At 66.9% G+C, this 24,874-nt stretch carries 23 protein-coding genes and 3 pseudogenes; 9 read left to right on the forward strand and 17 right to left on the reverse strand.

Annotation, left to right across the window (positions count from 1 at the left end):
- Nucleotides 1–106: 106 nt before the first annotated feature.
- From ABFX36_RS17035 to ABFX36_RS17055, 5 genes and pseudogenes are all read right to left on the reverse strand, one after another.
- A complete protein-coding gene (locus ABFX36_RS17035; protein ID WP_346077557.1) occupies nt 107–628 on the reverse strand; it encodes a hypothetical protein in 522 nt (173 codons plus the stop codon).
- A 480-nt stretch (nt 629–1,108) separates the two neighbouring features.
- A pseudogene (locus ABFX36_RS17040) lies at nt 1,109–1,480 on the reverse strand (TniQ family protein); the annotation flags it as partial.
- The gene (locus tag ABFX36_RS17045; protein WP_223259049.1) at nt 1,480–2,451 is read right to left on the reverse strand and encodes a TniB family NTP-binding protein; all 972 of its coding nucleotides are present in this window, start codon (nt 2,449–2,451) and stop codon (nt 1,480–1,482) included. The gene ABFX36_RS17045 and the pseudogene ABFX36_RS17040, both read right to left, overlap by 1 nt.
- Before the next feature lie 83 nt (nt 2,452–2,534).
- A complete protein-coding gene (locus ABFX36_RS17050) occupies nt 2,535–4,349 on the reverse strand; it encodes a DDE-type integrase/transposase/recombinase (protein ID WP_020173033.1) in 1,815 nt (604 codons plus the stop codon).
- Between the two features lie 377 nt (nt 4,350–4,726).
- Complete coding sequence (locus ABFX36_RS17055) at nt 4,727–5,431, reverse strand: TnsA-like heteromeric transposase endonuclease subunit (RefSeq protein ID WP_306302654.1); 705 nt, start codon at nt 5,429–5,431, stop codon at nt 4,727–4,729.
- A gap of 196 nt (nt 5,432–5,627) precedes the next feature.
- On the opposite strand from ABFX36_RS17055, the gene ABFX36_RS17060 reads away from it, so the two are divergent.
- Nucleotides 5,628–6,446 (forward strand): hypothetical protein, encoded by an 819-nt coding sequence (locus ABFX36_RS17060; protein ID WP_006896694.1) that lies wholly within the window; start codon nt 5,628–5,630, stop codon nt 6,444–6,446.
- 265 nt (nt 6,447–6,711) lie between these two features.
- Here ABFX36_RS17060 and ABFX36_RS17065 read toward each other — a convergent pair.
- Nucleotides 6,712–7,089 (reverse strand): annotated as a pseudogene (locus ABFX36_RS17065) (nitrate reductase); the annotation flags it as partial.
- Nucleotides 7,090–7,322: 233 nt separating this feature from the next.
- On the opposite strand from ABFX36_RS17065, the gene ABFX36_RS17070 reads away from it, so the two are divergent.
- The 3 genes from ABFX36_RS17070 (at nt 7,323) to ABFX36_RS17080 (ending at nt 9,658) form a co-directional block, all read left to right on the forward strand.
- Nucleotides 7,323–7,634 carry a GlsB/YeaQ/YmgE family stress response membrane protein gene (locus ABFX36_RS17070; protein ID WP_006897154.1) on the forward strand — a complete coding sequence of 104 codons (312 nt, stop codon included), beginning with the start codon at nt 7,323–7,325 and terminating at the stop codon, nt 7,632–7,634.
- Nucleotides 7,635–7,748: 114 nt separating this feature from the next.
- Nucleotides 7,749–9,134 (forward strand): LCP family protein, encoded by a 1,386-nt coding sequence (locus ABFX36_RS17075; protein WP_346077531.1) that lies wholly within the window; start codon nt 7,749–7,751, stop codon nt 9,132–9,134.
- Between the two features lie 80 nt (nt 9,135–9,214).
- The gene (locus tag ABFX36_RS17080) at nt 9,215–9,658 is read left to right on the forward strand and encodes a ferritin (RefSeq protein ID WP_346077533.1); all 444 of its coding nucleotides are present in this window, start codon (nt 9,215–9,217) and stop codon (nt 9,656–9,658) included.
- Between the two features lie 24 nt (nt 9,659–9,682).
- On the opposite strand, the gene ABFX36_RS17085 is transcribed toward ABFX36_RS17080, so the two are convergent.
- Genes ABFX36_RS17085 through ABFX36_RS17100 form a run of 4 tightly spaced genes read right to left on the reverse strand, consistent with a single transcriptional unit; the run spans nt 9,683 to nt 12,804 of the window.
- Nucleotides 9,683–10,648, reverse strand: coding sequence for a DUF5926 family protein (locus tag ABFX36_RS17085; protein ID WP_346077535.1), 966 nt, complete (start codon nt 10,646–10,648; stop codon nt 9,683–9,685).
- A gap of 58 nt (nt 10,649–10,706) precedes the next feature.
- Nucleotides 10,707–11,495 (reverse strand): glycerophosphodiester phosphodiesterase family protein, encoded by a 789-nt coding sequence (locus ABFX36_RS17090; protein WP_085950764.1) that lies wholly within the window; start codon nt 11,493–11,495, stop codon nt 10,707–10,709.
- Nucleotides 11,492–12,454, reverse strand: coding sequence for a DUF4328 domain-containing protein (locus ABFX36_RS17095; RefSeq protein WP_278125729.1), 963 nt, complete (start codon nt 12,452–12,454; stop codon nt 11,492–11,494). The genes ABFX36_RS17090 and ABFX36_RS17095 overlap by 4 nt, the downstream gene beginning before the upstream one ends.
- Nucleotides 12,454–12,804: a rhodanese-like domain-containing protein gene (locus ABFX36_RS17100; protein ID WP_006898082.1), complete on the reverse strand. Its 351-nt coding sequence runs from the start codon at nt 12,802–12,804 to the stop codon at nt 12,454–12,456. Before ABFX36_RS17100 ends, ABFX36_RS17095 begins: the two co-directional genes overlap by 1 nt.
- A gap of 443 nt (nt 12,805–13,247) precedes the next feature.
- On the opposite strand from ABFX36_RS17100, the gene ABFX36_RS17105 reads away from it, so the two are divergent.
- Entirely contained in the window at nt 13,248–13,982 is a 735-nt protein-coding gene (locus tag ABFX36_RS17105; protein WP_006898083.1) for a VOC family protein, read from the forward strand.
- 28 nt (nt 13,983–14,010) lie between these two features.
- On the opposite strand, the gene ABFX36_RS17110 is transcribed toward ABFX36_RS17105, so the two are convergent.
- Together ABFX36_RS17110 and msrA are read right to left on the reverse strand one after the other, a co-directional pair.
- The gene (locus tag ABFX36_RS17110; RefSeq protein WP_346077537.1) at nt 14,011–15,075 is read right to left on the reverse strand and encodes a winged helix DNA-binding domain-containing protein; all 1,065 of its coding nucleotides are present in this window, start codon (nt 15,073–15,075) and stop codon (nt 14,011–14,013) included.
- A gap of 9 nt (nt 15,076–15,084) precedes the next feature.
- Nucleotides 15,085–15,804 carry a peptide-methionine (S)-S-oxide reductase MsrA gene (gene msrA / locus ABFX36_RS17115; protein ID WP_006898085.1) on the reverse strand — a complete coding sequence of 240 codons (720 nt, stop codon included), beginning with the start codon at nt 15,802–15,804 and terminating at the stop codon, nt 15,085–15,087.
- 117 nt (nt 15,805–15,921) lie between these two features.
- Between msrA and ABFX36_RS17120 the strand changes: the two genes are divergently transcribed.
- Both ABFX36_RS17120 and ABFX36_RS17125 read left to right on the forward strand, forming a co-directional pair.
- Nucleotides 15,922–16,065, forward strand: coding sequence for a hypothetical protein (locus ABFX36_RS17120; RefSeq protein ID WP_156150494.1), 144 nt, complete (start codon nt 15,922–15,924; stop codon nt 16,063–16,065).
- A 123-nt stretch (nt 16,066–16,188) separates the two neighbouring features.
- Nucleotides 16,189–16,818 carry a superoxide dismutase gene (locus ABFX36_RS17125; protein ID WP_045539355.1) on the forward strand — a complete coding sequence of 210 codons (630 nt, stop codon included), beginning with the start codon at nt 16,189–16,191 and terminating at the stop codon, nt 16,816–16,818.
- A gap of 103 nt (nt 16,819–16,921) precedes the next feature.
- Here the strand turns inward: ABFX36_RS17125 and ABFX36_RS17130 are convergent, their stop codons facing one another.
- The 4 genes and pseudogenes from ABFX36_RS17130 to ABFX36_RS17145 form a co-directional block, all read right to left on the reverse strand.
- Nucleotides 16,922–17,470 (reverse strand): dihydrofolate reductase family protein, encoded by a 549-nt coding sequence (locus ABFX36_RS17130; protein WP_006898087.1) that lies wholly within the window; start codon nt 17,468–17,470, stop codon nt 16,922–16,924.
- Nucleotides 17,467–18,422 (reverse strand): annotated as a pseudogene (locus tag ABFX36_RS17135) (helix-turn-helix domain-containing protein). Before ABFX36_RS17135 ends, ABFX36_RS17130 begins: the two are co-directional and overlap by 4 nt.
- A gap of 71 nt (nt 18,423–18,493) precedes the next feature.
- Nucleotides 18,494–19,243 (reverse strand): energy-coupling factor transporter transmembrane component T family protein, encoded by a 750-nt coding sequence (locus ABFX36_RS17140; protein WP_006898089.1) that lies wholly within the window; start codon nt 19,241–19,243, stop codon nt 18,494–18,496.
- Nucleotides 19,243–21,270, reverse strand: a complete 2,028-nt coding sequence (locus ABFX36_RS17145) for an ABC transporter ATP-binding protein (RefSeq protein ID WP_045539365.1) — start codon at nt 21,268–21,270, stop codon at nt 19,243–19,245. The genes ABFX36_RS17140 and ABFX36_RS17145 overlap by 1 nt, the downstream gene beginning before the upstream one ends.
- 160 nt (nt 21,271–21,430) lie before the next feature.
- On the opposite strand from ABFX36_RS17145, the gene ABFX36_RS17150 reads away from it, so the two are divergent.
- Both ABFX36_RS17150 and ABFX36_RS17155 read left to right on the forward strand, forming a co-directional pair.
- Nucleotides 21,431–22,159 carry a TMEM165/GDT1 family protein gene (locus ABFX36_RS17150; protein ID WP_006898091.1) on the forward strand — a complete coding sequence of 243 codons (729 nt, stop codon included), beginning with the start codon at nt 21,431–21,433 and terminating at the stop codon, nt 22,157–22,159.
- A gap of 120 nt (nt 22,160–22,279) precedes the next feature.
- Nucleotides 22,280–23,041: an SDR family oxidoreductase gene (locus ABFX36_RS17155; protein WP_006898092.1), complete on the forward strand. Its 762-nt coding sequence runs from the start codon at nt 22,280–22,282 to the stop codon at nt 23,039–23,041.
- Nucleotides 23,042–23,087: 46 nt separating this feature from the next.
- Here the strand turns inward: ABFX36_RS17155 and ABFX36_RS17160 are convergent, their stop codons facing one another.
- Entirely contained in the window at nt 23,088–24,752 is a 1,665-nt protein-coding gene (locus tag ABFX36_RS17160) for a TM0106 family RecB-like putative nuclease (RefSeq protein ID WP_006898093.1), read from the reverse strand.
- Nucleotides 24,753–24,874: the final 122 nt, after the last annotated feature.

A 24,874-nucleotide genomic window follows, 5' to 3' on the forward strand; every position in this document is an offset into this window, starting at 1 on the left:
CCGACCGCGATCTCCGTCCGGTCCGCCACCGTCAACATCATCCGTCCCAGCCCCACCCAGGGTCTCCTACCGCGCTACCCGCAACCCCTCGTGGCCTGCAGTGTTGCTACGACGGTATGACACCGCCGGTTGCATCGAACCACATCCAAGATGCGGCGAGCCGGGCGCAGCCATCGAAGTTCCGGGCGGCTGCGGGCAGGGTGCCGACCAGGTCCGGCGGGGCGGCTTCAATCCGTCTTAACGCGTCGCGGCGCTCACGGTAGTTGACGAGCTCGTCGAGGCATAGAGCTCGCGCCAGATTCATCGCATGGGCAATGTCGCTCTCGCGGTGGAAGATCGGAGTCCATTTCGGCCACGCCCCTATGCAAATCGAGTAGCTACCAGCTTTCGTCAGACGGTAGGTCGGCTCGTCGGCAAGGCTCCAATGATCGCGCAACCGAACACATTGACTGAGAAGTAGCGCGACTCTGGAACGCCACAACCACTGGGCGGGGTCGAGCACGAACGGTTCGCCTTCTTGCCGGTAGATCCCTGGGATGTGGTCAAGCGTCAATTGCGTATGGCCAAGCGCCAGCCGCATCAGATCTTCGCCGCGTGGATGGCGGACTGAGCTCTTCGGTAACCGCATGGTCTTGACAGTCTTCGCGCCTGTGCGGAGTACCCGTCGAGTGAAGACCTGCGAATCGGGTATTTCAGAATTCTCTGGTCGGACAGGAGTGGGACGTGGATGTGGAGATACTCGTGGTGTCAGCCACGTTCGCTGTTCTTCCCAGGCCATTGCGATGGCCAGTGCACGAACGGCAGGAGATCGCGGTAGCTCTTCCTCGGACTCGTGACTCGTCGCAAGATCTGCCGTCGCAGTGGTCACCAACTGAGCATCAGCTGGGATCCAGTGTGCAGATCCTCGACTGAGCCGACGAGCCACCGAGGGTAGTTCCGCACGGAGACACTCAAGTCGGTCGAGTGCATCGAAGTCAGTCGTAGATCTGTGTGCAGCGGACGAGACCTCCTTGCAGACCGACAGAATCCGATTGGGAACTCTGGTCAACTGCGCAGTGCCACTACCGGGCATCCCGATGAGGTGCCCGCAGTAGAAGCAGACCGGAGACAGAGCCAAAGCCCACTCTCGCCGTGCCACTCCGTTTGGGGCGCAACGGCAATGCTGACCCCACTCACTTGCCAGCCAGCCTTCCTTCGCGAGCACTCGACTATGGCAGTCATCAAGGGTCATCGCCGAAATGCGCGAGAATGGCTGGCGCGTCAGCGTGGCCAGGTGCCGCAGAATCGGCTCGTAGTCAGACGCTGATCGCGATAACTGACTTCGACCAAGGATCTTGGTGACGGTGGTGCAATTCGCCGTCGCCGCGCGCAATACGAAGGACTCCAGCGATTCATCGTCGGCTGGAATCGGTCGAGCAGGCAGATAGCCGATACGAGGCTCTCGCATGGATAGCCCCCTTCCGTTGTCTGCCGGTGACATCACACCCTGCTCTGCTTGCTGCGGCGCCGAAGATCGATTTCCGCCTCTGCTGCGTGCGCTCGTTTACTGAGGCGGACTTCCTTCAGGTGTTCTGGGTTGATCGTGTGCGTGCCGTCGGCGATCGCTGCAAGTGTCGCAATGCGGAGGAGGCGTGTCGCGTCACCGACGTAGCCCTGAGATCGCTTCCAGATGGGCCCCGCGAGCTGTGAAGTGAGAAGCCCTTCGCTTGCCCGAGGGAGATGCGGAAGGAGATAACCTTCCAGCCCGTAGAGCAGTTGCTGCCACGCGTGTTGCTCCTCCGAAGTCTCGATTCCGTAAGGACTGAAGCTCATTGGCTGGAGGCGGCCGATAAGCTGGGCATCGCTCATGGCTTCACTGGATTCGAGGTCTGTCCCAACCAGAATTAAGCTGGCGTTGAATTCGCCGAGCTCGGTGTTCATGTACTTCACGTGATCGAGGACCTCCCGGCCGCCCTTCCAGTTGGTACGCAGTAGATGGAAGTCGTCGATGAGAAGGGTGCGCACGCCGTGGCGTGCCAATGCCCTGACCGCGGCGGTTGACGTCTGGTGGGCGGCGCCGCTGGCGGATAAGCGGAAGAAGTCAAGGACTTGGGAGTTGAATCCTTTGACCATCGAGCCAGATTGCAGGTTGACCCAAACGACGGGGCATAGGTCTGCGTCGATCGTTGGCTGAGGGTTCCACGTGGGCAGTTCTGCAGGGCCTTTCGGTGCGCCTACGATCCATTCCACGTATTTCCTTGTGGCCCAGCGGCGGACCGCCGTGCTCTTCCCGAGCGTGCTTGCGCCTGTGACCGACGCTATTGCCTTCGCACCGGGGCCCGTTTCAGAATTCTCCTGCACGATCTCAGTGAGTCGGTCTGCGACTGCGCGGGTCTCGGCCGTTTCGACGTAGAGTCCATTCATCCATTGACGCAGCGCATCGACCGCCCGCGAGCGGTCCTCGGATGTCATCCTGTCCCAACCAGCCGACGTGTACAGAGGTGGTTCTGGCAACTCCGTTTTGGTGCAAGCCAAATGCCAAGCGAGAGAGTCCATCAGGAGTCGGCCCGCATCGTCGGCCACGGGACGTCGAGGATGTCCAAGGGAACGTCGTCCTGGGGTGAATCGGTATGGGGCGTCTTGGTGCGTGCTTCGTTGCCGCCCGACTGAGTGGCTTCGTCGCGGGTTGCACCTTGGGCTGCCTGAGCTTCTTCGTGGTCTTTGCGCGATTGTTCAACTCTGCGGTGCGCGGCTGACAGTTTGGCAGTCCAGTCAGTTGGAACGGGCCCAGAGGTGAGTTCCGTGAGCTCGTCGAGGATCTGCCGCTGCGCTGAGCCCCGACTCAGAATGTGGTTGCCGCCGCGTTCGCGGACGCGCCGCCTAACAGCCTGAACGATCGTATCGGTCATCGGCGCGTCAGTGAAGAAAGATCCTCGCCACGCAACGGGGCGTACACGGCCGGTCTCGGGGTGCGGGAACCAGATGCTCGACAAGTCGTGCGGGTCGACAAGAAAGGGAACCTTGTTGTCGTCGTCCCTGAACTGGCCCCGTGCGACATTCCGAAAATCATCGAGCAGCTTGCCGTCGTAGACCATCTCAGCAAACTCGACACCTGCGACTCCGACTGTGCCCCACTTGACCGGAAGCATCTGATAGATCATGTCTGCACGCTGCGGTACGTCGATACGGCCGGTGACGTCGAGCATGATGTCCCAGAGCTCCAAAGGACTGGTGCGAGCGGTGGGCTCACCACCGATAACCAAGCCTGTGTGCCACGACCGGTGGTAGTCCAAGGCGACGAATCGCCGAAGGTGTTCTTCCAGTTCGGCGGCCGTGACCAATGCCTCCTCGGCGACCAATCGACCGCGCTCCGAGGTATTGCGACCTTTGTAGCCGGGGAGCTGTTGAACGGCCCGTTGTAGCGTCTCGTGCCAGCGTTCAACGTGGGGGTTGTCCGTTGGCTTCTTCCCGCGACTGAGCAACAAGTCAATCCCGAAGTCGCGCAGAATCGCGCGGAAGTGATCGGACACGAAGATCGAACCGTGGTCGGCGCGGATCGCGTCCGGCATGACGCCAGGGATGTGGTGCTCTCCTTGAAGCGTAGTGAAATCGGGTGCAACACTTCTGCGCCCAACGTTGACCGCGACATCAGAAGCGTCGACGACTTGGGGCAAACCGGCCCAGCGCCAGTGACTGATGGTGGTGCCCTCCACCATCATCGAGAACGGGCGGCAGATGTCGTAGAGAAGTAGCCCGGCATCGATTCCATCGGCGCTCTTCGGCACCACGCGCAGTGCGAGGACCACTCTGGTGGCGACGTCGATTGCAGTGAGGATTTCGACGCTGAAGGGTCGCCCGAGAAGCGGGTCGTATACGAGGTTGTCCGCCCTCGTGGCGTCGATGGCGACTATTTGCCCAGGCCTGATTGCGGGGAAGTGCTCTTTGCCCGACACGCGCTGTAGCGACCGGCTTCTCTGGGTGCGGGTTGTTGCGCCCGCGCCCCGTTTGAGGTGCGCGAGATACTCTGCCGTCAGACGCTGCGGCGTGGAGACATCCACGTGCCCTGCACGCTTGAGCTCAACCTTGATCCGCCGATCAAGCTCGCTGATGTTGGCGTCCGCCCGATCTCCGTCCAGGGTGGCGAAGACCAACTCAGCAACAGTCCGATAGCGCTCATCGATTCGCTCCCACGTCTGTTCGCGACGCAGGGATCTGGCATCGAGGAGCCCGAGTAGTCCGTCGCGTTTCCATGCACGCACCCAGTTGCGGATGGTGCTGTCGACCGGAGCCGATCGCTTGATCTCACCGTTCGCGATGCGGCGTTGTAGGGCACGATCTCCCACAGCTTCTTGCTGCAACGCGACCGCCATCGCGCGACAGCGCGCCGCCTCGGAGACGCCGAAGCCTTCGCCGAAGGGTGGGCGCGGTTCGCCATCGCGCGCGAGTTCGGCGTGACCGTCCCGGTAGCCGGTCAGTATCTCATGCACGATTTCAAGTTTGTCGAGGGCGGCTCGGCGCGTTTCCTCAGACAGGCCATCCCAGTACGGGCGGAGCGCCGGTCTGATTGGCGCTACATCGCCATCGACCACGACTCGCACCTCTGCGAGTTCGGGCCAATCGACGTGCAAGGAATCGCCGACGCTGGTGCGGAGGTCTACGCCGGCCGCTGATACCGCTGTCACCAGACCGGTTCCCCACTCAGTCAGAAGTCGGCCACCGACCTCAACCACTGTGCGACTTGTGTCCACTACGCCACCAGTCCCGCGCGCACTGGCGTTTCCATCGTCAATCGCTTCGAGAGGTTGGTATCCAGCTCACCGGACCAGACCATGTGCCAGACCACGGCGATGGCCTCCCCGTTTCCGGTATCCAGACGAAATAGGGAGCCCAGAGTCGCGGCGTCGTTACTTGCTTCCTTCCCGATCTCGCCAGCCACCTGGTCATACCAGGAAGGCCTTCGGCGGTAGCCGTGCAGCCACAGAAGGTTTAGGCGTTCTACGCGGTCGAGTCCGTTGAATACCTCGTGACGCCATCCCACATTCGCGCAGGCGGCCTCGACCATTGCGACCTGAAGCTTGAATTTGTCGTCCATCTTGTGCGGCAGGCGTGCATTCCAGAGCGTTACCGCCCCGGTGTCGTCAAGGCTGAGTAAGTCGGGCGTGTTTTTCGCCGAGGACGATCCGCCCCGCTTCAGCTGACACGGTTGCGGTATCAGCGCGACGATATCGTTGAGCCGGTCCAGGCGTCGCAAGAGGTCATGCTCGAGGCCCGACTCGAGTTCTAGGTGGTCGCGCATGGTCAGTGAATACGCAGTGACAGGTATGTGCCGGTGACGTTCCGAGGATCGAGGCTTGCGAATCGGAACTACACGTGCGAGATCCGGCGGACCGTCGGACCGCCAGTTCAACACGCGGGACACCTTGTCGCCAGCGAATCGGAACCGCCACGTCACCGCCGCGCGGGAACTCTCGGTCAAGTGACACCTCCGCTTCCGCAGGAATTAGCACCAAATCTAGCAAGAAATCGAGGTCGAAGGGCTACTAAGGGAGCAAGTCGACAATCGGTCAGCGAGGCATTTCGGGTGATAGGCCGACGTCTCCTTCGCCCCATCAGCGGTCCGTGTCGGAAGGCTGCGATAGGTTGCTCCCATGGCCAAAGGCAATCAGGTCGCTCCGTCGACGAAGTTCGAGCAGACGCTGCAGGCATCGGCTCAGCTGCCGGGTGTGCAGATCAACCGGGAGGCCTTCCTCCGCAGAGAGCTGAAGCGATACTGCACCGACGAGCAGATCAAACTCGCTATCGCCACAACACCGGCCGAAGCAGGCGTAACACCTCAAGTGATCGACAAGATCGCCAACAGCGTGATCAAGTTCGAGACCGGCAAGGTGACGACACTTTCCACGGCAGCCGGCATCCCTGGAGGCCTCGCAGCGATCGGCACGGTCCCGGCTGATATCGCGCAGTACTATGGGCACCTTCTTCGCGTCGTCCAGAAGCTCGCCTACATCTACAGCTGGCCGGAGCTCTTCGACGACAGCGCCGACGGAATGGACTCCGCGACCGAAAGCATGCTCACGCTGTTCATCGGCGTGATGTTTGGCGTGAACGCGGCCCAGGCCGGCGTGGCGCAAGTCTCGAAGTTGATCGCAAGTGAAGTGGCCAGGAAGCTGCCGCAGAAGGCTCTCACCAAGGGTGCGATATATCCGGTGGTCAAGAAGGTTGCAGGGCTCCTGGGCATTCAGATGACCAAGCAGGTCTTCGCCAAGAGCGCAGCCAAGGTCGTGCCGCTGGTAGGCGCGGTTGTCTCGGGAAGCCTGACCTTCGTCACGTTCATGCCGATGTCGAAGCGGCTCCAGAAGCACCTCGCAACCCTTCCGCTGACCAAGCCCGGTCACGGAGTCACCGAGCAAGCGTCGAATCCGCCGAGCACATCCCCAAAACCAGCACCAACGTCATCTGCGAATTAGACGAGCTCATCCCACAAGCCAATCGCCGATAGCCTGCCGCCAGCCGCCGGTCACTTCAGCCCCTTCGTCGCCCGGTTTCACCCGCGCACTCGGCGATTTCCAGGAATAGATTCCCCGGCAAAATTAGCAGGAAATCATACCGAAACGCGGGCTACGGGCAACGCTCGCCTGACCATGTTTGCCCTAGTCAGGGCGATTCTTACGCCGTGATCAGGCTTGTTAAACAAGCGGGACCACCTTGCTAATCTTCGCTGCATCTCGACATCAGCAGGTCCTCGGCGTGTTCGGCGATCCGGCTCATCGCGGTGTCCCAGTCGGTGGGGACGAGTTCACCGTCCTTGCGCACCATCGGCGTGCTGAGCCGGTCCGGGGAGGCGTTGGCCTTCCAGCCGTAGCGGTCTTTGACGTCGAGCCTTCCGCGGTTGATCCGGTCGTCGGCACGGCCTCGGATTCCGACGATCCGACCTCTCCGGACGGCGATCTCGAGGCCGTCGCCATTCGAGTGAAGAACCGACGCGGTCGGTACCCAACAGTCCACGTCGTCTGACGTCGTGCCGGCCGCCAGCTCGGTATCGACCCGTCGCGGCCACATCTGGGCCCTCTTGTACGGGGTGCGCGGCCCCCAGATGTCGGTCACGGCCATCACTCCCCTGCTTGACAACGCTGTCGCTGCCCAGCGGGTACCCGACCGAACCGCTCTGAAACCTCGGCGAATCTCGACGCGACTCCCCGAGGAGAAGGCTCTCGCGGTCGTACGTGGGCGTACGAGCGCGCACAGCCGATGCCGACGGATGTTTCGTCTCCGGGGTCCGCGGGCATTCCCCGTGAAGTTCTCCACCGACCTGCAAAGACCGAGATCTCACTCAAGGAGCCGGCATGACCGACCACCTACTGCTCGCCGACGAGGTTCTGGCGCGCTCGTCCATGTTCACCTCTGTGGGCTGGATCGGCTACATCATCATCGGCGGCGTGGCGGGATGGCTCGCAAGCAAGATCACCGGCGTGGACGCACAGATGGGCCTGTTCGCCAACATCGTCGTGGGCGTGGTCGGTGCTCTGATCGGCGGATTCGTGCTGAGCTTCTTCCTCGACACCGCCAGCGCCGGGATGTGGTTCACATTCCTCACCGCGCTCGCCGGTGCGGTGTTGCTCCTCGTCGTCCTCAAGGCCCTTTCACGACGAGCCTGACAGTCTCGTCGCTGAGACGACGGCTGCGGCGACGGTCTGACCGGCGACCTCGCCCGAGGTGCCGCGCCGCTCGGCGGCCGCACCGACGGTGGCGGGACCGGTAGCGTAGTTCAGATGAACTCCCAGCGACCCGAGCCGCCGTACCAGCGGCGACCGAGCGGAGGCCCTCGACCGGAGGCGCCGACCCGCAGGGTCTCCGGTCCGCCGCCCGGGGAGCCGGGCTACCGGCCGCCACTCGCGTGGTCGCAGGAACCCGACCCCCGTTCGCGGCGACGTTCGCCCGCGCCGCCGCCCCAGAACCCGCTGCCCCCGAACCGGCAGGCGCCGCCCGCCGGTCCCCGCCCGGCCGCTCCCGGCGCGGTCGGCTACGCCCCGCGCCAGGAGCCCCAGCCGGTCCCGGCGGGGCGGCGGCGCCCTCCGTCTCCCGCACCGGCCGCAGGTGACGCACCGCCTCGCCGTCGCTCCGACGAGAGGCGGTCCACACCGCCGCCGACTCCGCCCCGGCGCCGCGGCCGCGCCGCGACCTCTCCCAAACCGCGCAAGCGCAGGCGGTTCCGGCTGGGCCGGATCCTGCTCGTGATCGTGCTCCTGCTCGTCGTGATTCCAGTCGGGCTGCTGTTCTATTACGACGGCAAGCTGCATCGGGTCAACGCCCTGTCCGGCTATCCCGGACGGATCGGCGATACTCCCGGAACCAACTGGCTGATCGTCGGAACCGACTCCCGTCAGGGACTCACCGAGGAACAGAAGAAGAACCTGGCGACCGGTGACGCCGACGGAGCGCGCACCGACACCATCATGATGGCGCACCTGCCGACCTCGGGTAAGCCGATGCTCATCAGCATCCCCCGCGACCTGTACGTGCCGATCCCCGGAATGGGCAGCCACAAGATCAACGCCGCCTTCAACAACGGCGGGCCGCAACTACTGGTCCAGACCGTCGAAGAGTTCACCGGCGTCCGCATCGACCACTACGCCGAGATCGGGTTCGGCGGCTTCGACAACCTCGTCGATTCCGTCGGCGGGGTTCAGATGTGCCTCGATCAGCCCCTGCACGACCCCAAGGCCGGGCTGAACCTGCCCGCGGGATGCCAGAGACTCGACGGCGCTCAGGCACTCGGACTGGTGCGCACCCGCGCCTTCCCCAACGCCGACCTGGAGCGAGTGGTGAACCAGCGCAAGTTCCTCGCGGCACTGATGTCGAAGGCCACGAGCCCAGGGGTGCTGCTCAACCCGTTCCGGCTGTTCCCGTTCGTCAGCGGGGCGGTCGACGCGGTCACCGTCGACAGCGGCGACCACATCTGGAACCTGGCCTGGCTCGCGTACAAGATCAGCGGTGATCCGATCACCACGACGGCGCCGGCCGACGGCGACGAGTTCACCGACGACGGCGACTCGCTGATACCGGGCGAGACGACGAAGAGTTTCTTCGACTACATCGCGCGCGGCCGGGCGGTCCCAGCCGATCTGCTGAGCGGAGGAACCGGCGCCGTGTCGTAGTGGCCGCCGCCACCGGATCGGAGTCGGGCGCCGCCCGTCGCCACCAGCCGGGTGCGGAGCCGGGCCATTAGACTCGTCCCATGACCGAAACGCCGCGCACGCCGTTCCATCAGCTGCTGCACGACCAGATCAGCAACGAGTTCTCCGCATCTCAGCAGTACATCGCGCTCGCGGTGTACTACGACAGCCACGACATGCCGCAGCTGGCGAAGCATTTCTACGCCCAGTCCGTGGAAGAGCGCAATCACGCGATGATGATCGTCCAGTACTTCCTGGACCGCGACATCGATGTCAAGATCCCCGCCGCCGACGCCCCGATCACCGAGTTCGACGACTACCGCGGCCCGATCGAACTCGCGCTGAAGCAGGAGAAGATCGTCACCCAGCAGATCGTCGATCTGGCGAAGACCGACCGCGCCAACGGCAACATCTTCGATCTCGAGAACTTCGTGGAACGCGAGGTCAACAACGGCGGCCCCGCACCCGACGCCGCCGAACCGCCGGCCGCGGGCGGAAACCTCTGACGGCCGGCGGGACGGCTCCGGCGGCTACCGCAGCGTGACCTGACGCCCGATGATGCCCGCCCGGGAGCTTCGCTCGGCGGCGGTGAGGTCGGAGGTCTCCGCCAGCGCCTCGGTCAGCCGGGCGTCGAACTCCTCGACTCCCGAGTGCCATTCCTCGTGGTGCGCCTCGGGATCGAGGTCGAAAACCGGAACCACCAGACCGTGGGTGCGGAACGAACCCGCGAAGCGCGAACCCTCGCCCAAGGTCAGCCCGCCGGCCGCGTGCACGCGGGCGAGTGCGTTCATCAACGCGGTCTCCTCCTCCGGACGCACCCACCTCAGATGTGCACGATCGCCTGCGTCGACCCACCACGGTGCACCGACCCCGCTCGACGGGTGCAGCCGGGCGGTCGGAAGGATTGTCGCGTTGGCGCGCTCGAGCATCATCGAGAGCTCCGCCGGAACGTCGGAGTCGCCGGCGAACCACCACCCGAAGTCCTCATGCACGACCACCTGGAGCTCGGCCTCCGGGTCGATGATCTCGGTGAGCGGACGACCGAGTACGCCGCCCGGGTAGGTGTCGCCGGCGGCGGCTGCACTCGCCCAGGTCAGCGCCGCGGCCAGCGAGCCGGCGAGGTCGGCCGGCTCGGGGTTGGTCTGCAGGGCCACGAGGCCTCCGGTGACCTTCCCGCCCTCGTCCCCCTCCGCCGCTCCGCGCTCGCCGAAGACCGCTGCGTCGCGCTGCCGGACCTGGACCGGCACCGCACCGGGCAGAATGGTCGCGAAGTCGGCTTCGTGCGCCGCGTCGAACCCTGCGGCGAACGGCACCCGGGCAGTGGCGGAAGCGATGAAGGCGCGCAACGCCACCAGATCGCATTCCGCCTTGAGTCCTTCGAACGGGCGCGCCGGCGCCGCCAGTGCGGCTTCCTGCCGCGCCTTGCGGGCGGCGACCCGCTCGGCTCGATTGCTCCCCGGACGCGGGCCGCTGCCGCGCTTGCTCTTCTTTCCCATGCGACCAGCCTCTCATCCGCCGGGACGCGGCGCACGAGGGCACCCGATCGCTGACGTCTCACTCCACCGTGACGAGCCAGTCCCGCACTCGGGCCGGGTAGTTGGTCGCCAGCCAGCGCACGCCGAGGTCGGCGCACAGCTGCACGTCGGCCTGGTCGTCGCACGTCCACGCGTAAGTGACGCGGCCTGCTGCGGCGGCCCGATCGACGAGGTCGGGGTGCAGCCGCAGGGTCTCGATGGACGGTCCGACACCGGTGGCGCCGACAGCCGTGGCCGCCGTCCCGCCGATGATGCGGATGCTGTCGCCGAGGAGGATCGTCGGGAGTATCGGTGCGGTGCGCCGCACCCGCCACACACCCGCCGGGGAGAACGAGATCACGACGGCACGGCTGTGGTCGGCAGACGGCGGCGCAGCGACGCCGAACTCGTGGAGGACTTCGAGGAGTTTGAGTTCCACCATGCTGCCGAAGCGGACCGGATGCTTGGTCTCGATGAACAACCGCACCGGCCGATGCCAGTCCAGGGTGAGGGTGAGCAATTCGCGCAGGGTGAGCACCGACGCCGCCCGGCCGCTTCGGTGCCACGAGCCGAAGTCGTATTCACGCAGTTGCGCCAGGCTCATCTCGCTCACCACACCACTCGCGTCGGACGTCCGGTCGATGGTGCGGTCGTGGATGCAGACCAGTTCGCCGTCGGCGGTCAGCCGGACGTCGCATTCGAGGCCGTCGGCGCCCTGCGACAGCGCCAGCTCGTAAGCGGCCAACGTGTGCTCGGCCAGCTCGCCGGAGGCGCCGCGATGCGCGACCACCGCGGGCTTGCCCGAGCGCGAGATACCCGCCGACATCATGCCGCCACCAGTCGTCGTCCGGATGCGCTGGAACCGACCGGGCCGGTGAGGACCGTCACCAGCCGCGGACCCACCCAGTGGGCGAAGACCGCGGAGACCGCGAGCGAGAACGTGACCAGCGCGAGCGCATTGGCGCTCACCTGGACCGAGTCGCTGAACCATGAGCCGATTCGATAGCAGACCGCGATCAGCGCGACGAGATTGACGATCGCCCACGCGGTCCCCAGACGCTTGATGCGTCCGATCGCCGGAGCCGGAGCGTCGCCGCACAGCGCGGCCTCGCTGAGCAGCAGGGGAACTCCGACGACATTGGCCAGCGGCACCGCCGCCAGCGCCAGTACCACGCGGGCCGGCCGCGGGTCCCGGCGGTCGGCGGCCCGATACGCTGCGGCCCGCGCCGGAAGCAGCCAGCGCACGAAGGCCACGAGTGCCACCAGCATTGCGACGAAGGCGAAGACTCCGAAGACGAGCACCGCGGCGCCCGAGAGCAGATCCAGCCACATCGGAATCGGCGTCGAGCGGTTGACGGCCGCGATGACGTACCGGATCAGATGCACCACCGCCGCCGCGCCGAGCATGGAGGTCGCCATCCGCAGCGCGCGCAGCAGCACGTCGCCGGGGTCCGCGGGCTCCGGGTTCTCCCCCGGCGAGATCGGCCCGCGATCCGACAGACCCCAGCGCGGTATGTACCGGTACGACGGGGTCGGCGTCCATTCGTGCGCGCGGACCGTGACCGGAGCCGGACGCGCCTCGGCCGGACGGTCGGCGACCCAGCGCAGACCGGCCCGCGCGACACTCGTGCGCGGTGCCGAAGCCCCTCGCGCGGCACCGGACTGCGGCCGCTGAACCACGCGGCCCTGTGCGTCGAGCACCATGAGCCGACGGCCGCAGCGCGGGCACAGTTCACGTCCCTCGCGATGCGGCGCCTGGATGCGGCAGCTGGGGCAGACGTCGAGCATCAGGCGTCGCCGCTCCCGTACATCCCTTCGGTTCCGGTGTCGACGGGCTTATCCGCCGCCTGCCACGCCACCATGCCGCCCTCCACGCAGGTTCCGTCGATACCGCGCATCGCCAGGTACTGGAGCAGGCGGAACGATCGCCCACTGGTCCGGCATATCACCAGGAGTTCGGAGTCGAGGTCGATCTCGTCGATCCGCGCGGGCACGTCGTCGAGCGGGATGTGCAGCGCCCCGCGCACGTGGGCTTCCTCCCACTCGTAGTTCTCTCGAACGTCGAGAAGGACCTTGTCGGTGACATCGCTGAAGTCGTCGGGGAGGTCGGTGACCGCCACCGTCTCGATCTCGTCCATGCTCACCGTTCCCATGCTTCCACAAGTGCCCCGAACTCGATGCGGAGCCGCCGCGGATGATCGCATCGCGGAGCCTTCGGCGCTACCACAACCGCCCAGCGGCGCAACGCGCTCACCCATATGCAAGGTTGCATATTTTTATCCACAGCGGCGTGTCGCACTGTCGATCCACACATACCCACAACCTCCGCCAGTCCTGTGGACAGCCCTGTGGATTTGTGGATAAGGGGAGGTGAAAGCAAGACTTTCTGTGTCGCACGTCTCATTCCGGCTGACAATTCCCTGAATCTTCATCGCATTTCCCCTGGATTGTCGCCTGACGGCCAAGCGATTCTTCCCCAAGTGCACTGTGGACAACGTGGGGATAACCCAGTCGAACAAACCCTCAAGTTCTACTTGCGACTTGCTCGGGCGCTGATCGCGGCACACTACACTCCGAGGTTGTGCACGTGCGCTGGCTCACCGCTTTCTTCGACTTCCCGGCCTCCGAATTCGGCGCGGAGGTGACCTTCTGGCGCGCGATCTCCGGCAGTACGGTGTCCCCGCCGCGCGGCGAGTTCAAGGAGTTCGCGACGCTCGAACCGTTCCACGGCGACCCTTATCTGCGTGTCCAGCGGGTCGACGACGGTCCGGGCGGGATGCATCTGGATCTCCACGTGGACGATCCGTCGCAGGCGATGCTCGAGGCCGAGTCGAGGGGCGCGACGGTCGAGTCCGTCGCCGACGGTGTCGTGACGATGCGCTCGCCCGCCGGCGGTGTGTTCTGCCTCATCCCGTGGCGGAACGAATCAGTCCGGGCCCGGCCCATCCGGTGGCCCGGAGGAGGCATCAGCATCATCGATCAGCTCCGATTCCAGGTGCCGTCCGCCGACTTCGGCACCGAGGTGCAGTTCTGGGCCGGACTCACCGGCAAAGACGCCGGCCCCACCGAGGGCGTCGATGCGGTCGCTCTCAACAACAGTCCCCGACTCTCGCTGCAGGTCGTCATCATGCGGACCGACGAGAGCGTCGCCAGCGCGCACACCGCGATCGCCGCCACCAACGTGCCGGACGAAGTGGAGCGGCACGAGGGCTGGGGCGCGACGGTCGTCGCGCGCTCCGCCGACTGTGTGCAGATGGCCGACCCGTGCGGCCGGCTCTACTGCATCACTGCGCGCAATCCGCGGACCGGTGTGTGAGACCACCCCCGACTGCCCCACGCGTCCGTCAGCCCAATTCGGCGAGTCTGCGGGCCTCACGTTCACACTCACGGCGCTGCGCCGGCCGCAGGTCCACGAGCTCGGTGAGCTCGACGCCGGCCGCCGTCCGCCGCCAGGTCCCGGCCAGTCGCCCGTCCGCCAGGATGAATCCCGGCGACTGCCCGTTGGGTGTCACGGTCCGCGCGTAGACGTCCGGGTCGGCGACTCGGGCGCGGTCGGCGGCGGTGAAGATCACGTTGTCGAAGGGTGCGACGAGCCGAATCGGCACCGCGGTTTCCGGATCAGCGAGCGCCAGCCCGTCCAGGTCGTACAGCGTCCGTCCGTCGGGTCCGGTGAGACGCACCAACTCCCAGTCGTCCGTCATCTGCTCCAGTACCGGGCGCAGTCCGCGCAGACCGGACCAGGTCTGCACCGCCGCGACCGTCGACGGCCCGAAACCCCTCAGGTAGAGGCGGATCAGGTCGCGAATCGCCTCATCACCGGCGACGGCCGGCTCCCCCGGTCCGATCCAGTCGTCCAGTAGGCGGAAGGCCGGGCCGCCCGGCCGTCGCCACAGTCCCCGCGGGGGCGTCTGGACCAGCGGCATCCACGCCCGGACCACCGCGGCCATCGCGTCGACGGGTTCGGCCGGCCAGGTCTCCGAGAGCGCCGTACGCAGCCGGGCCGCCGTCACGGGCTCGGGTCCACCGCCGATGATCCGCGCGCCCACGGCCGCCACCTCGTCCGGGGTCGGACCGTCGAGTCGTCGGACGTGATGGCGAGCGCCGCTGATCAGCGTCGGGCTCAGCAGCGCCCTGATCCACCGCGCGTCGAGGGCGTCCATCAGGAAGACCGTGCCCCGCTGAAGCGCCATCCGGACCATCGATCGATCCTGGATCAGACTGTCCAATTCGGCTGGATCGAAGTCCTCGATCCGGGAGGCGAGCGCATAGAACGCGGCCTGCGGATCCTGCGACTGCAGGCCGACGCACCGGTCGACGACCTCCACGGCGTCCTCGTCCACCCGCTCGATCAGGTGTTGCCGCTCGAGCAGCGTGCGGTTCCATTGGCGCAGACTGATCGCTCCGGTCACGGCCGCGAGTCAGCCTGCCGCCGGGAACTCCAGGCCCGTGGTGGCATGGCAGCGGTATCCGTTGGGGTTCGTGAACAGATACTGCTGGTGGTAGTCCTCGGCGTAGTAGAACATCCCGTCGCCGGCCTCCGACATCAGCGAGATCTGGCTGGTCACCGGACCGTAGCCGGCAGCGGCGAGGACCGGTTCGAACCGGCGTGCGGCGGCCGCGGCCTGGTCGGCCTCGGCCTCGTCGAAGGTGAAGACGGCCGACCGGTACTGAGTGCCGATGTCGTTGCCCTGCCGCATCTCCTGGGTGGGGTCGTGCGAGGTGAAGAAGACCTCGAGGATCTTCTGGAAGGTCAGCACCTCCGGGTCGTAGACCACAAGCACCGACTCGGTGTGGCCGGTCTGTGCGGTGCACACCTCCTCATACGTGGGATTCGGCGTGTAGCCGCCCGCGTACCCGACGGCGGTGGTGTGGACTCCGGGCAGCTGCCAGAAGATCTCCTCGAACCCCCAGAAGCATCCGCCGGCCAACACCACGGCGCGCAGGTCCGGGCCCCAATCGCCGATACCCGCCGGAGCGAACTCTCCGTTCTCGTCGGCCGCCCCGCGCAGCGGCCGATGCAGCACCCGATGCTCCGCCGGTATCGGCATCGGCGCCCGACGGCCGGGAAGTGCGTCGTCGCGAGCCACCATCACGCGTTTGACGTCGGCTGCGGCCAGAATCCGATCGAAGAGGCTCATGCATTCCAGCGTACGTCGATCCGGACGGTTGTCGGGGCCGTCGATCCCGAGTAGCGTCTGGTACCCAGGAAGTCTGGTGTGAGGCACATCACGTCCAACAGTCGGGGAGGCTCAACGATGGCGGGACAGGCACGGTCAGCACTCGATCGGCCCGCGGAGGACACTTCACGTCTCGACCTGCACATCGGACAGCAGTGCGCCGCGACCGCGGCCACCATCGCGGCGATCATCGTGGCGATCGTGCTCGTCGTGCTCATCTGAGCCCGGGCGGTCGGCGGGTTTCGCGCAGTCGGCCGCCCTCTGTTGCAAAGCGTCTCAGTCTACGGAAATGTAGAAACCAGACCCGGGTACGGATCTTTCACACTTTCCACAGAGAGGACCATCGTGGCTGAATACACTCTGCCTGAGCTGGACTACGACTATGGCGCCCTGGAGCCGCACATCTCCGGCAAGATCATGGAGCTCCACCACAGCAAGCACCACCAGACCTACGTGAACGGTGCCAACACCGCTCTGGAGAAGCTGGCCGAGGCGCGCGAAGACGGCACCATCGCCGGCAAGGTCTACGGACTGTCGGCCAACCTCTCGTTCCATCTCGGTGGCCACACCAACCACTCGATCTTCTGGAAGAACCTGTCGCCCAACGGCGGCGACAAGCCCGTCGGCGACCTCGCCGACGCGATCGCCAACGATTTCGGCAGCTTCGACAAGTTCCAGGCCCACTTCACCGCGGCGGCCACCACCCTGCAGGGCAGCGGCTGGGCCATCCTCGGCTGGGACACCATCGGACAGCGTCTGGTCATCGAGCAGCTGACCGACCAGAGCGGCAACACCTCCGCCGCCCTCATCCCGGTCGTCATGCTCGACATGTGGGAGCACGCCTTCTATCTCGACTACCAGAACGTCAAGCCGGACTACGTCAAGGCTTGGTGGAACGTTGTGAACTGGGCCGACGCCGGCGAGCGCTTCGATCGCGCCCGCACCCAGGGCGCGGGCCTCATCGTCCCGGCCTGACACTGGGCCCGGCGACATACCCGGCACGGCGGCCCGGCACCGAAAGGTGCCGGGCCGCTCTGCGTCTCGGGAGGGGCCGGCCCGGAAGGGACCGGTCCGACTGTCACTGCGACGGGCCCCTGGCCCCCACCACGCGATAGCGCGCGATCACGAAGGCCTTGTTCCGGGCGGTCTCGAGCAATTCGAAGTCGAAGGGCCGGGTGAACAGCGGCCGCCCCGCTCCCAGCGCGACCGGGGCGTAGCAGACCACCATCTCGTCGAGCATCCCGTCCGCGGCGAAGGCGGCGGCGAGGCCGCCGCCGCCGACCACCCACACGCCGAGTTCACCGGCCGCGGTCTCCAGGAGTTCGCGGTGCTCGGCAGGGCTTCCGGAGATCACTCTCACCGTGGGATGCACCAGGGGCAGTTCGCGGTGACTGAAGACGAAGGTCTGCTGATCCGGATAGGGCCACGGCTCGTCGGGCGTGTGCTCGAGCACCCACTCGTAAGTGGTCGCGCCCATCACGATCACGCCGGTCGCCGCCATCAGGTCGGCGATCGAGAACGGACCGTCCTCGTCGATCGGCTGCGACAGCAACCAGTCGAGCGAATCGTCCGGATCAGCGAGGAATCCATCGAGTGTGGAAGCGGTGTAGTACGTGTAGTCGGTCATGGGGTTCCTCCTCCGGTGTGGCGTCGGTGCCAGACGATCGGGTCGGGGTCGAGGGCCGGAACGTCGACGTCGACGCCCGCGTCGCGGAGCATCCATCGCACCAGCAGCCGACGGTGTGCCGAGAACGTCAGTTCATGAGCCACGATCTGGCCCAGCAGAAAGGACTCGGGCGGTACACACAGCGCATCGACCACTCGGTCCGACCAAGCGTCGCGACGATCGATGTCGCGGACGGTGGCGAGCCAGCGCGCGGAGACATCGGCGTGCCGGTCCCTCAGCGCCCCGATCTCGCGGACCGGTGTGAGGTCGGGCATCTGTTCGCCGGCGATCGTCGCCAGCCACGGCTGCTTGCTGACCACGAGATGCCACATCACCTCCGACGTGATTCGTCCGGCCCGTCCCAAGAACGCGGACGGCTCCCGGGCAGCCTGCGCCGCGTGTACTCGTCGTCGCCGAGTTGCGCGACGGCGTCGATCAGCACACCGATGTCCGCGACGTCGTGCCTGGACATGATCTCGACGACGTCCCCGGCCGGTCCGGAGCCTGCCGTGCGGCTGTCGCCGGCGTCCACGTAGAGCGCGGTCGGCGAATGGAAGTGGATGCCGTTCGGGGCCGGCAGCCAGTGGCCGGATCGATCGGCGGGCGGCAGAGCCGTCGGGGGGTGTCCGTACGCGCGGGCGAAGGCCCGGCTGAACCCCTCCACCGATCCGTAGCCGTTGGCGAAGGCCGTCTCGGTCACCGAGGCGCCGCGCTGCAGTTGCCACGCGGCTCGTTCCAGGGTCACTCTGCGCCGCAGCGCCACCGGCGACTCGCCACTTCCCTGCCGCACCTGCCGCGCGAAGTGGAACTGCGAGGTGTACGCCTCGCCCGCCATCGCATCGAGATCGTCGTTCGCGTCGTCGAGAACCGCGTCGAGGAGCATGCGCAGCGGATCGGGCCTCGGTTCGCTCATGCACCGAGTATCCCCGGGGCGCTCGGCCGGACGCTTGACCGTTCTTGCTGTGTTCGACGGGCCGCCGCTGACTACAGGTAGATCACGCTCACGGTGACCGCGGCCGCACACGCCACCGCGAACACCCCGAGCACCAGCGCATCGATGCGGCCGGGACGGGACGGATACGCGGTCAGCCGCCCGGTGCCGCCGCGCGCGGTGATGGCCTCGGCCATCTCCGAACTGCGCCGCATGGCCGACGACATCGCGGCCACGATGATGTCGAGCACCGACAGCTCCGCCGAAGGGTGTCCGGAGTCCGAACTCGACCGCGGTCGCAGTCGGTGCGCGGCCCACAGGAGCCGGATCTCCTCCACGAGCAGCGGAAGGCCGCGGAGCGCCAGGGCGATGGTGACGGCCCATTCGTCGACGGGAAGCCGGAGGATCCGCAGCGGCGACATCAGGCGCGCCAGCGCCGGCGCCAATTCGGCCATCGGAGTCGTCCAGATCACGAGCACCGACATCGACACCACCAGCAGGCCGAGGAGAACCCCGCGCAACGCCGTGATGCCGCCGTCGCTGCCGCGGGCGATCCACGACCACACCACCGTCGCCGCCATCAGCGCCCAGAACCACCACGGCGGCCGCGGCAGCGCGCCGAGCGGGATCTTGGCGATCAGCACGAAGGCGATCAGGCAGATCGCGACGAAGCCGAGCCCGGGCCAGGAGGGAAGGACCCACGTCATGAGCCCCAGGACGAAGATGATGATCAGCTTGCTGCCGGCCCACAGCCGGTGCACCGGCGAATCGCCGGGGATCTCGCGCAGCATCGGAATCTGCATCACAGACCGCCTTCCAGCACACCGTCGACCAGTTCGATCCGACGGTTGCACACCCGATCGAGCGACTCCAGATCGTGCGAGATGATGATGATGGTCGCGCCCTTCTCCCGCAGTCCGGCGAGGACGGCGAGGACCTCCTCGCGCGCCTGCGGATCGAGTCCGGCCAGCGGCTCGTCGAGCACCAGGAGTTCCGGCCCCGAGGCGATCAGGGAGGCGAGCACCACGCGGCGCATCTGACCTCCGGAGAGGGCGTCTACCCGCCGCGCGGCGATCTCCCTCGGCAACGCGACCAGGTCGAGCACATGCCCGACCTCGGCGGTACCGACTTCGAGACCGCCCACCGCCATGATCTCGTCGGCGACCGTCGTCTTCTGCAATTGCAGTCGCGCGTGCTGGAAGCCGAGTCCCACGTCGCCCACCCGCTCCGCCGTCGGCTCACCGCCGAGCAGCACCGAGCCGCGGGTGGGGGTGATCAGTCCGGCGAGAATCCAGGCGAGGGTCGACTTCCCGGAGCCGTTGCCGCCGACGATGAGGACACCGTCACCGGAATTGACCTGGAAGTTCACCGATTTCAGCGCGGTGACCTCCCACGGCGATCCGGGCAGATAGGTGTGCGCCAGATCGCGGACCACGAGCAGCGCCTGCCCGTGCTCGTCGTGCCGTTGCGGTAGCGGGGGGCTGATCGCCTCCGGCCGCATCCACTCCGGATGGTGCTCCACCACCCGGCCCGCCTCGAGGTGGATCACGCGGTCTGCGGCGCGGGCCTCGGAGTCGCGGTGGGTGATCAGCACGACGGTGATCGCCCGGCGGCGCGGGAGTTCAGCGAGGATCTCGATCAACTCGGCGCGCCCGACCGGGTCGACCATCGACGTCACCTCGTCGGCGATGAGCAGCTGCGGGCTGCGCGCGAGCGCGGCGGCCACCGCCAGTCGCTGCTGCTGACCGCCGGACAGATCAGTGGTCTCGCGGTCGCCGAGTCCGGCGAGACCCACTTCCGCGAGCAGTCCGTCGACGTCGACCTCCGCGTCGTCGGGCAGTCCCCACACGAGGTCGTCCGCGACCCGCGCACCGAGCATCTGGGCTTCGGGCCGCTGCAGGACGAGTGCCGTTCCGCCCTCTCGGCCGAGGCCGGGCGCACCCGGGCGGTCGACGATACCGATGGTCGGATCCACCCCGGCCAAGAGCTTGGCGAGCGTCGACTTCCCGGAACCGTTTGCGCCGACGACAGCCACGAACTCACCGCTGATCAGCGAGAGGTCGATGTTGTGGAGCACCTGCCGGTCCGACCCCGGATAGGTGTAGCCGACCCCGGCCATGCGCAGCGGAAGGGGCTCCACGGGGCGATCGCCGTCGGCGATCCCGGCGATCTCCAGGGTGTCCTCCAGCGGCACCTCGTCGAGGCGGTCGAGCACCTTGCCCAGCAGCCACCCGGCGATCAGCAGCGTCACCAGCGTTCCGATCACGCCGGGAATCCACATCCACAGCCACCAGTTGTCGACCACATTGCGCGAGAGCGCGTCCATCGCGTCGCCGACGGCGTCGAGTCTGATCGCGCGCGCGGTCTTCGCGATTCCGGTCAGCACGTTGTCGAGGACTTCGAGTGCCAGTTTGCGCAGCGGCACCAGTACCCACATCAGCAGTACCGACACCCCGGCGAGGATCGGCGAGGCCAGCAGCGACATCAGCGCCATGGCGGGCATCCGCCCGCCGCGCCGATGCACCTCGCCGATCAATCCGCCCATCACCGCCGAGACGAGCACCGCGAAGGCGGGCCCCAGTCCGGCGACCACGAAGGTCACCGCCACCGTCGTGACGATCGCCGCCAGGACCGCCCGCGGGCGGGTGCGCGCCGCGAGCAGCGCGACCGGCACCGGTGTCATGAACCCGAGCGCCGCCGCCAACGGCACCACGGAGACGATGACGGCGGGCACCACCGTCAGACCACTGAAGATCGCGATGGCCGCGATCTCACGGGCACGCAGGCCCCCTGTCGGCGTCGCCGGGACGTCGATTGCTTTGCTGACCACCTGTCCATTGTGCCCGGTCGGGGTGCCGGACACCGACGCTCAGGGCTCCCGGGGCGGGTCGGTACGGGTACCCGAATCACCCCTTTTGGGCTCCCTACCAGCGATTTTCCAGGCCGTCGATCTGTTGCGTACGGCAGATAGGCCGCCCTAACCTAGCGATATGTTCGCCGCTCTGATGCTCAGCTCGGGCATCATCTTCGTCGCCGAGCTGGGCGACAAGTCTCAGCTCATGGCGATGACTTACGCTCTCCGATACCGCTGGTGGGTGGTACTGGCCGCGATCCTGACCGCGACCACCCTCGTCCACGCCGTCTCGGTCTTCTTCGGTCATTTCCTGGGCCTGTCGATACCGTCCGACATCATGTCGGTGCTGGCCGGACTGTCGATGCTGGTCTTCGGACTCTGGACGTTGCGGGGCGACGAGCTCGACGAAGAGGAGTCCGCCCGGGCGCGACGGGTCGGTGCATCGGTGTTCCTGGCCGTGATGAGCTCGTTCATGCTGGCCGAACTCGGCGACAAGACGATGCTCGCCACCATCACGCTCGCCACCGATCACGACTGGGTGGGCGTGTGGATCGGCTCGACGGTCGGCATGGTCGCCGCCGACGCGCTCGCGATCGCCGTCGGCCGACTGCTCGGCAGGCATCTCCCCGAGCGCGCCATCGCGGTGGGCGCGGCGGTCCTGTTCTTCGGATTCGCCGTCTGGCTGCTGGTCGAGGGTCTGTCGGGTGCTTCCGGAGTCCTCGTGGCCGTCGCGGTCCCGGCCGCGGTCCTGATCGTCGTCGCGGGTGTGTTCTGGATCCGGGTGACGCATCGGCGCAGGCAGGCGCGCTCGCAGGTCGCCGAACACGACGTCGCCGAAGCCGACCGGATCCGCGAACTGTACTGAGAGAGGCTTGCGGGTACTATTGCATCGGCCCTACCGAGCGAGCGCTCGGGGTTGTGGCCGATCAATCCGTCACGGTGCCCGGTCCGGTGCGGGCCGCACCCGCCTGAAAGGAATTCGTCCATGGACGTCACAGGTTCCGCAGTCATCGTCACCGGCGCCGCATCCGGCCTGGGTGCCGCCACGGCACGTCGGTTCGCCGAGCAGGGAGCGACCGTCTTCGGCATCGACCTGCCGCAGTCGATCGAGAAGGCGGAGTCCGTCCCGGGCGTGCAGTTGGTGGCCGCCGACGTCACCAGCGAATCCGAGGTCCAGGCCGTCATCGATCAGATCGCCGAAGCCGGTCTGCCCTTGCGCGCGGCGGTCAACTGCGCGGGCGTGGGCTGGGCGTCACGCATCCTCGGCAAGGAGGGCCCGCACGATCTGGAGCTCTTCCGCAAGGTCATCGACATCAACCTCGTCGGCACGTTCAACGTGATGCGCCTGGCCGCCAACCGGATGCAGCATGAGTCCGCGGTCACCGACGACGGCGCTCGCGGCGTCATCGTCAACACCGCGTCGGTCGCGGCCTTCGAGGGCCAGATCGGGCAGATCGCCTACACGGCCTCGAAGGGTGCCGTGCATGCCATGACGATCTCCGCCGCCCGCGACCTCGCTCGAGCCGGCGTCCGCGTGTGCACCATCGCCCCGGGCACCATCAACACCCCGATGCTCGCCGGCGTCACCGACGAGTTCAAGAAGACGCTCGAGGCGGGCATCCCGTTCCCGCAGCGTCTCGGCGAGCCTTCGGAGTACGCCGACCTCGCGGCGTTCATCGTCTCCCACGACTACCTCAACGGCGAGACCATCCGCATGGACGGCGCACTGCGCATGGCTCCGCGCTAGAGGACCTCGCGCAGCGGTGGCGGGCCGGCCGGTGAACGCCGGCCCGTCACCGCCCGCCGGGCAGAACGCCGCCGCCGGCGTTCTCGGCCAACAGATCGGCGGCCAGCGGAAGCTCGAGCACTTCGTCCGAGTCGATCCATTCGCGGAGCACCTTGGTGGCGCGGACGTCGTCCTCGTTGTACTGAAGCAGACGCTCGCGCTGACTCTCGTCGCGCACCGCGCCGTCCAGACCCACCGCGGCGGCGTACCACTCCATCGACGCCTCGCCGCCCGCCTCGTCGTCGCGCCAGTTGAATCCGGCCACCGGAGCGATGCGCTTGAGTCCCTTGCCCTTCGGGCACACGAAGTTGTCGTTGACGGCCTCGAACACGTCCACCCACTCGCGGGATGCGATGAAGGCGTCCACCGCGGTCCGCGACGGAACACCCGGCATGTCGGCGAACCGGTCGGCGCTGCCGCGCAGCCACCGGTTCTCGGCATGCTGCGAATAGCAGTAGGCGGCGAAGGTCTTGCCTGCGGCACGCGCCGCATCGCGTTCGGCTGTCAGCCACGCCCAGAACTGCGCGAACGACCGCCCCTCGTCGCGCGTGGGCAGCGGATCCCACGTGACGAACGGACGATAGGCCACCGGCCGCGCCGGATCGGTGTTGTCGGTCAGGAGTGTGCCCCACATGTACGCACCGCGCTCGGAATAGCTCTCCATGTCTACGTCGACCTCGACATCGGCCCGCTGGACGCGCGGGCGGTCGTGCCGCCGGACCAGCGGGATGTCGCGGACCCAGCACTTCGCGGACACGACGGTGTCGTCGAAGCGCACCGCACCCACCCACTCGGCCGGCTCCGCGCCGCGATAATCGGCGAGCTGATCGATGGTGACGACCCCGATGTCGCGGAGAATCTGCCCCTGGTTCCCGCCGACCACCAGACTCACGTCACGTTTCTCGGTGAGTTCGGCCTCGCATCGCGGCCACCAGTGACAACTGCGGCACTCGCTCACCCGTCGGGGCGAGGTCGCGATGTCCCCCGCGGCGATCGCCCGGCGGCGATCGAAGGTCTCGTCGTAGTCGTGGGCCGATTCGCCGAGCGGGACCACGACGATGCAGTCGGCGTCGAGACCGATCAGTCCGCCGAGCGCCTCCTCCCGCGGGGCGTGCAGCCGTCCGAGGTCGTCGAGCATCGCCGCGATCTGCGCCAGCCGCATCACGTCGCCGCGCCGGCTGCGGAACGACCGCGTCGCATCCGGCTCGGGATGCCAGCCGAACAACGGACTGGTCCGCAACGTCGGCACCTCGCCCTCGCGGGGTTCGGCGATCGTCGTCGTGACACGGTGGTTGACGACGATGATCGGGAGATAGCCCTCCCCATGCCGCAGCAGCGCCTCGGCGTGACCGCGACGGCCGCGCTCCACGTCGGTCGGCAGTGCGGCCTGGAGAATCCACTGCGCCCCGCGGTCCATCGCCGCACGGGTCGCCGCCACCCGGTCTCGGTGATCGGCCGCCTCCACCACGACCACCGTTCCCTCCGGACGGTCGCTCCAGAACCCGCGGATCAGATCGAGCACGTGACGTCGATGCGCCTGAGCTGCCTCGATCCGTCGATTCGCCTCGGCGGTCTCCGGCTTCGCGACACCGTCCGCGGCAGCCGCGGAGTCGAGCGCCAGCCGGTGCTCGCAACCCGTGAGATTCCGCGCACCGAGAATCGCAGATCCCACGTGATCGGCCTCGACTTTCCGTTTCCGAGCGGCAACACGGCCACGGGGGCCGAGTTGTTCATTACCCACAGAGACTATGCAAAGCTGGAGACAACTGATCGCAGGTGTCGGGTATCCGACGG

Origin of the sequence: Gordonia cholesterolivorans (assembly GCF_039531975.1) — a bacterium.
Taxonomy (GTDB): domain Bacteria; phylum Actinomycetota; class Actinomycetes; order Mycobacteriales; family Mycobacteriaceae; genus Gordonia; species Gordonia sihwensis.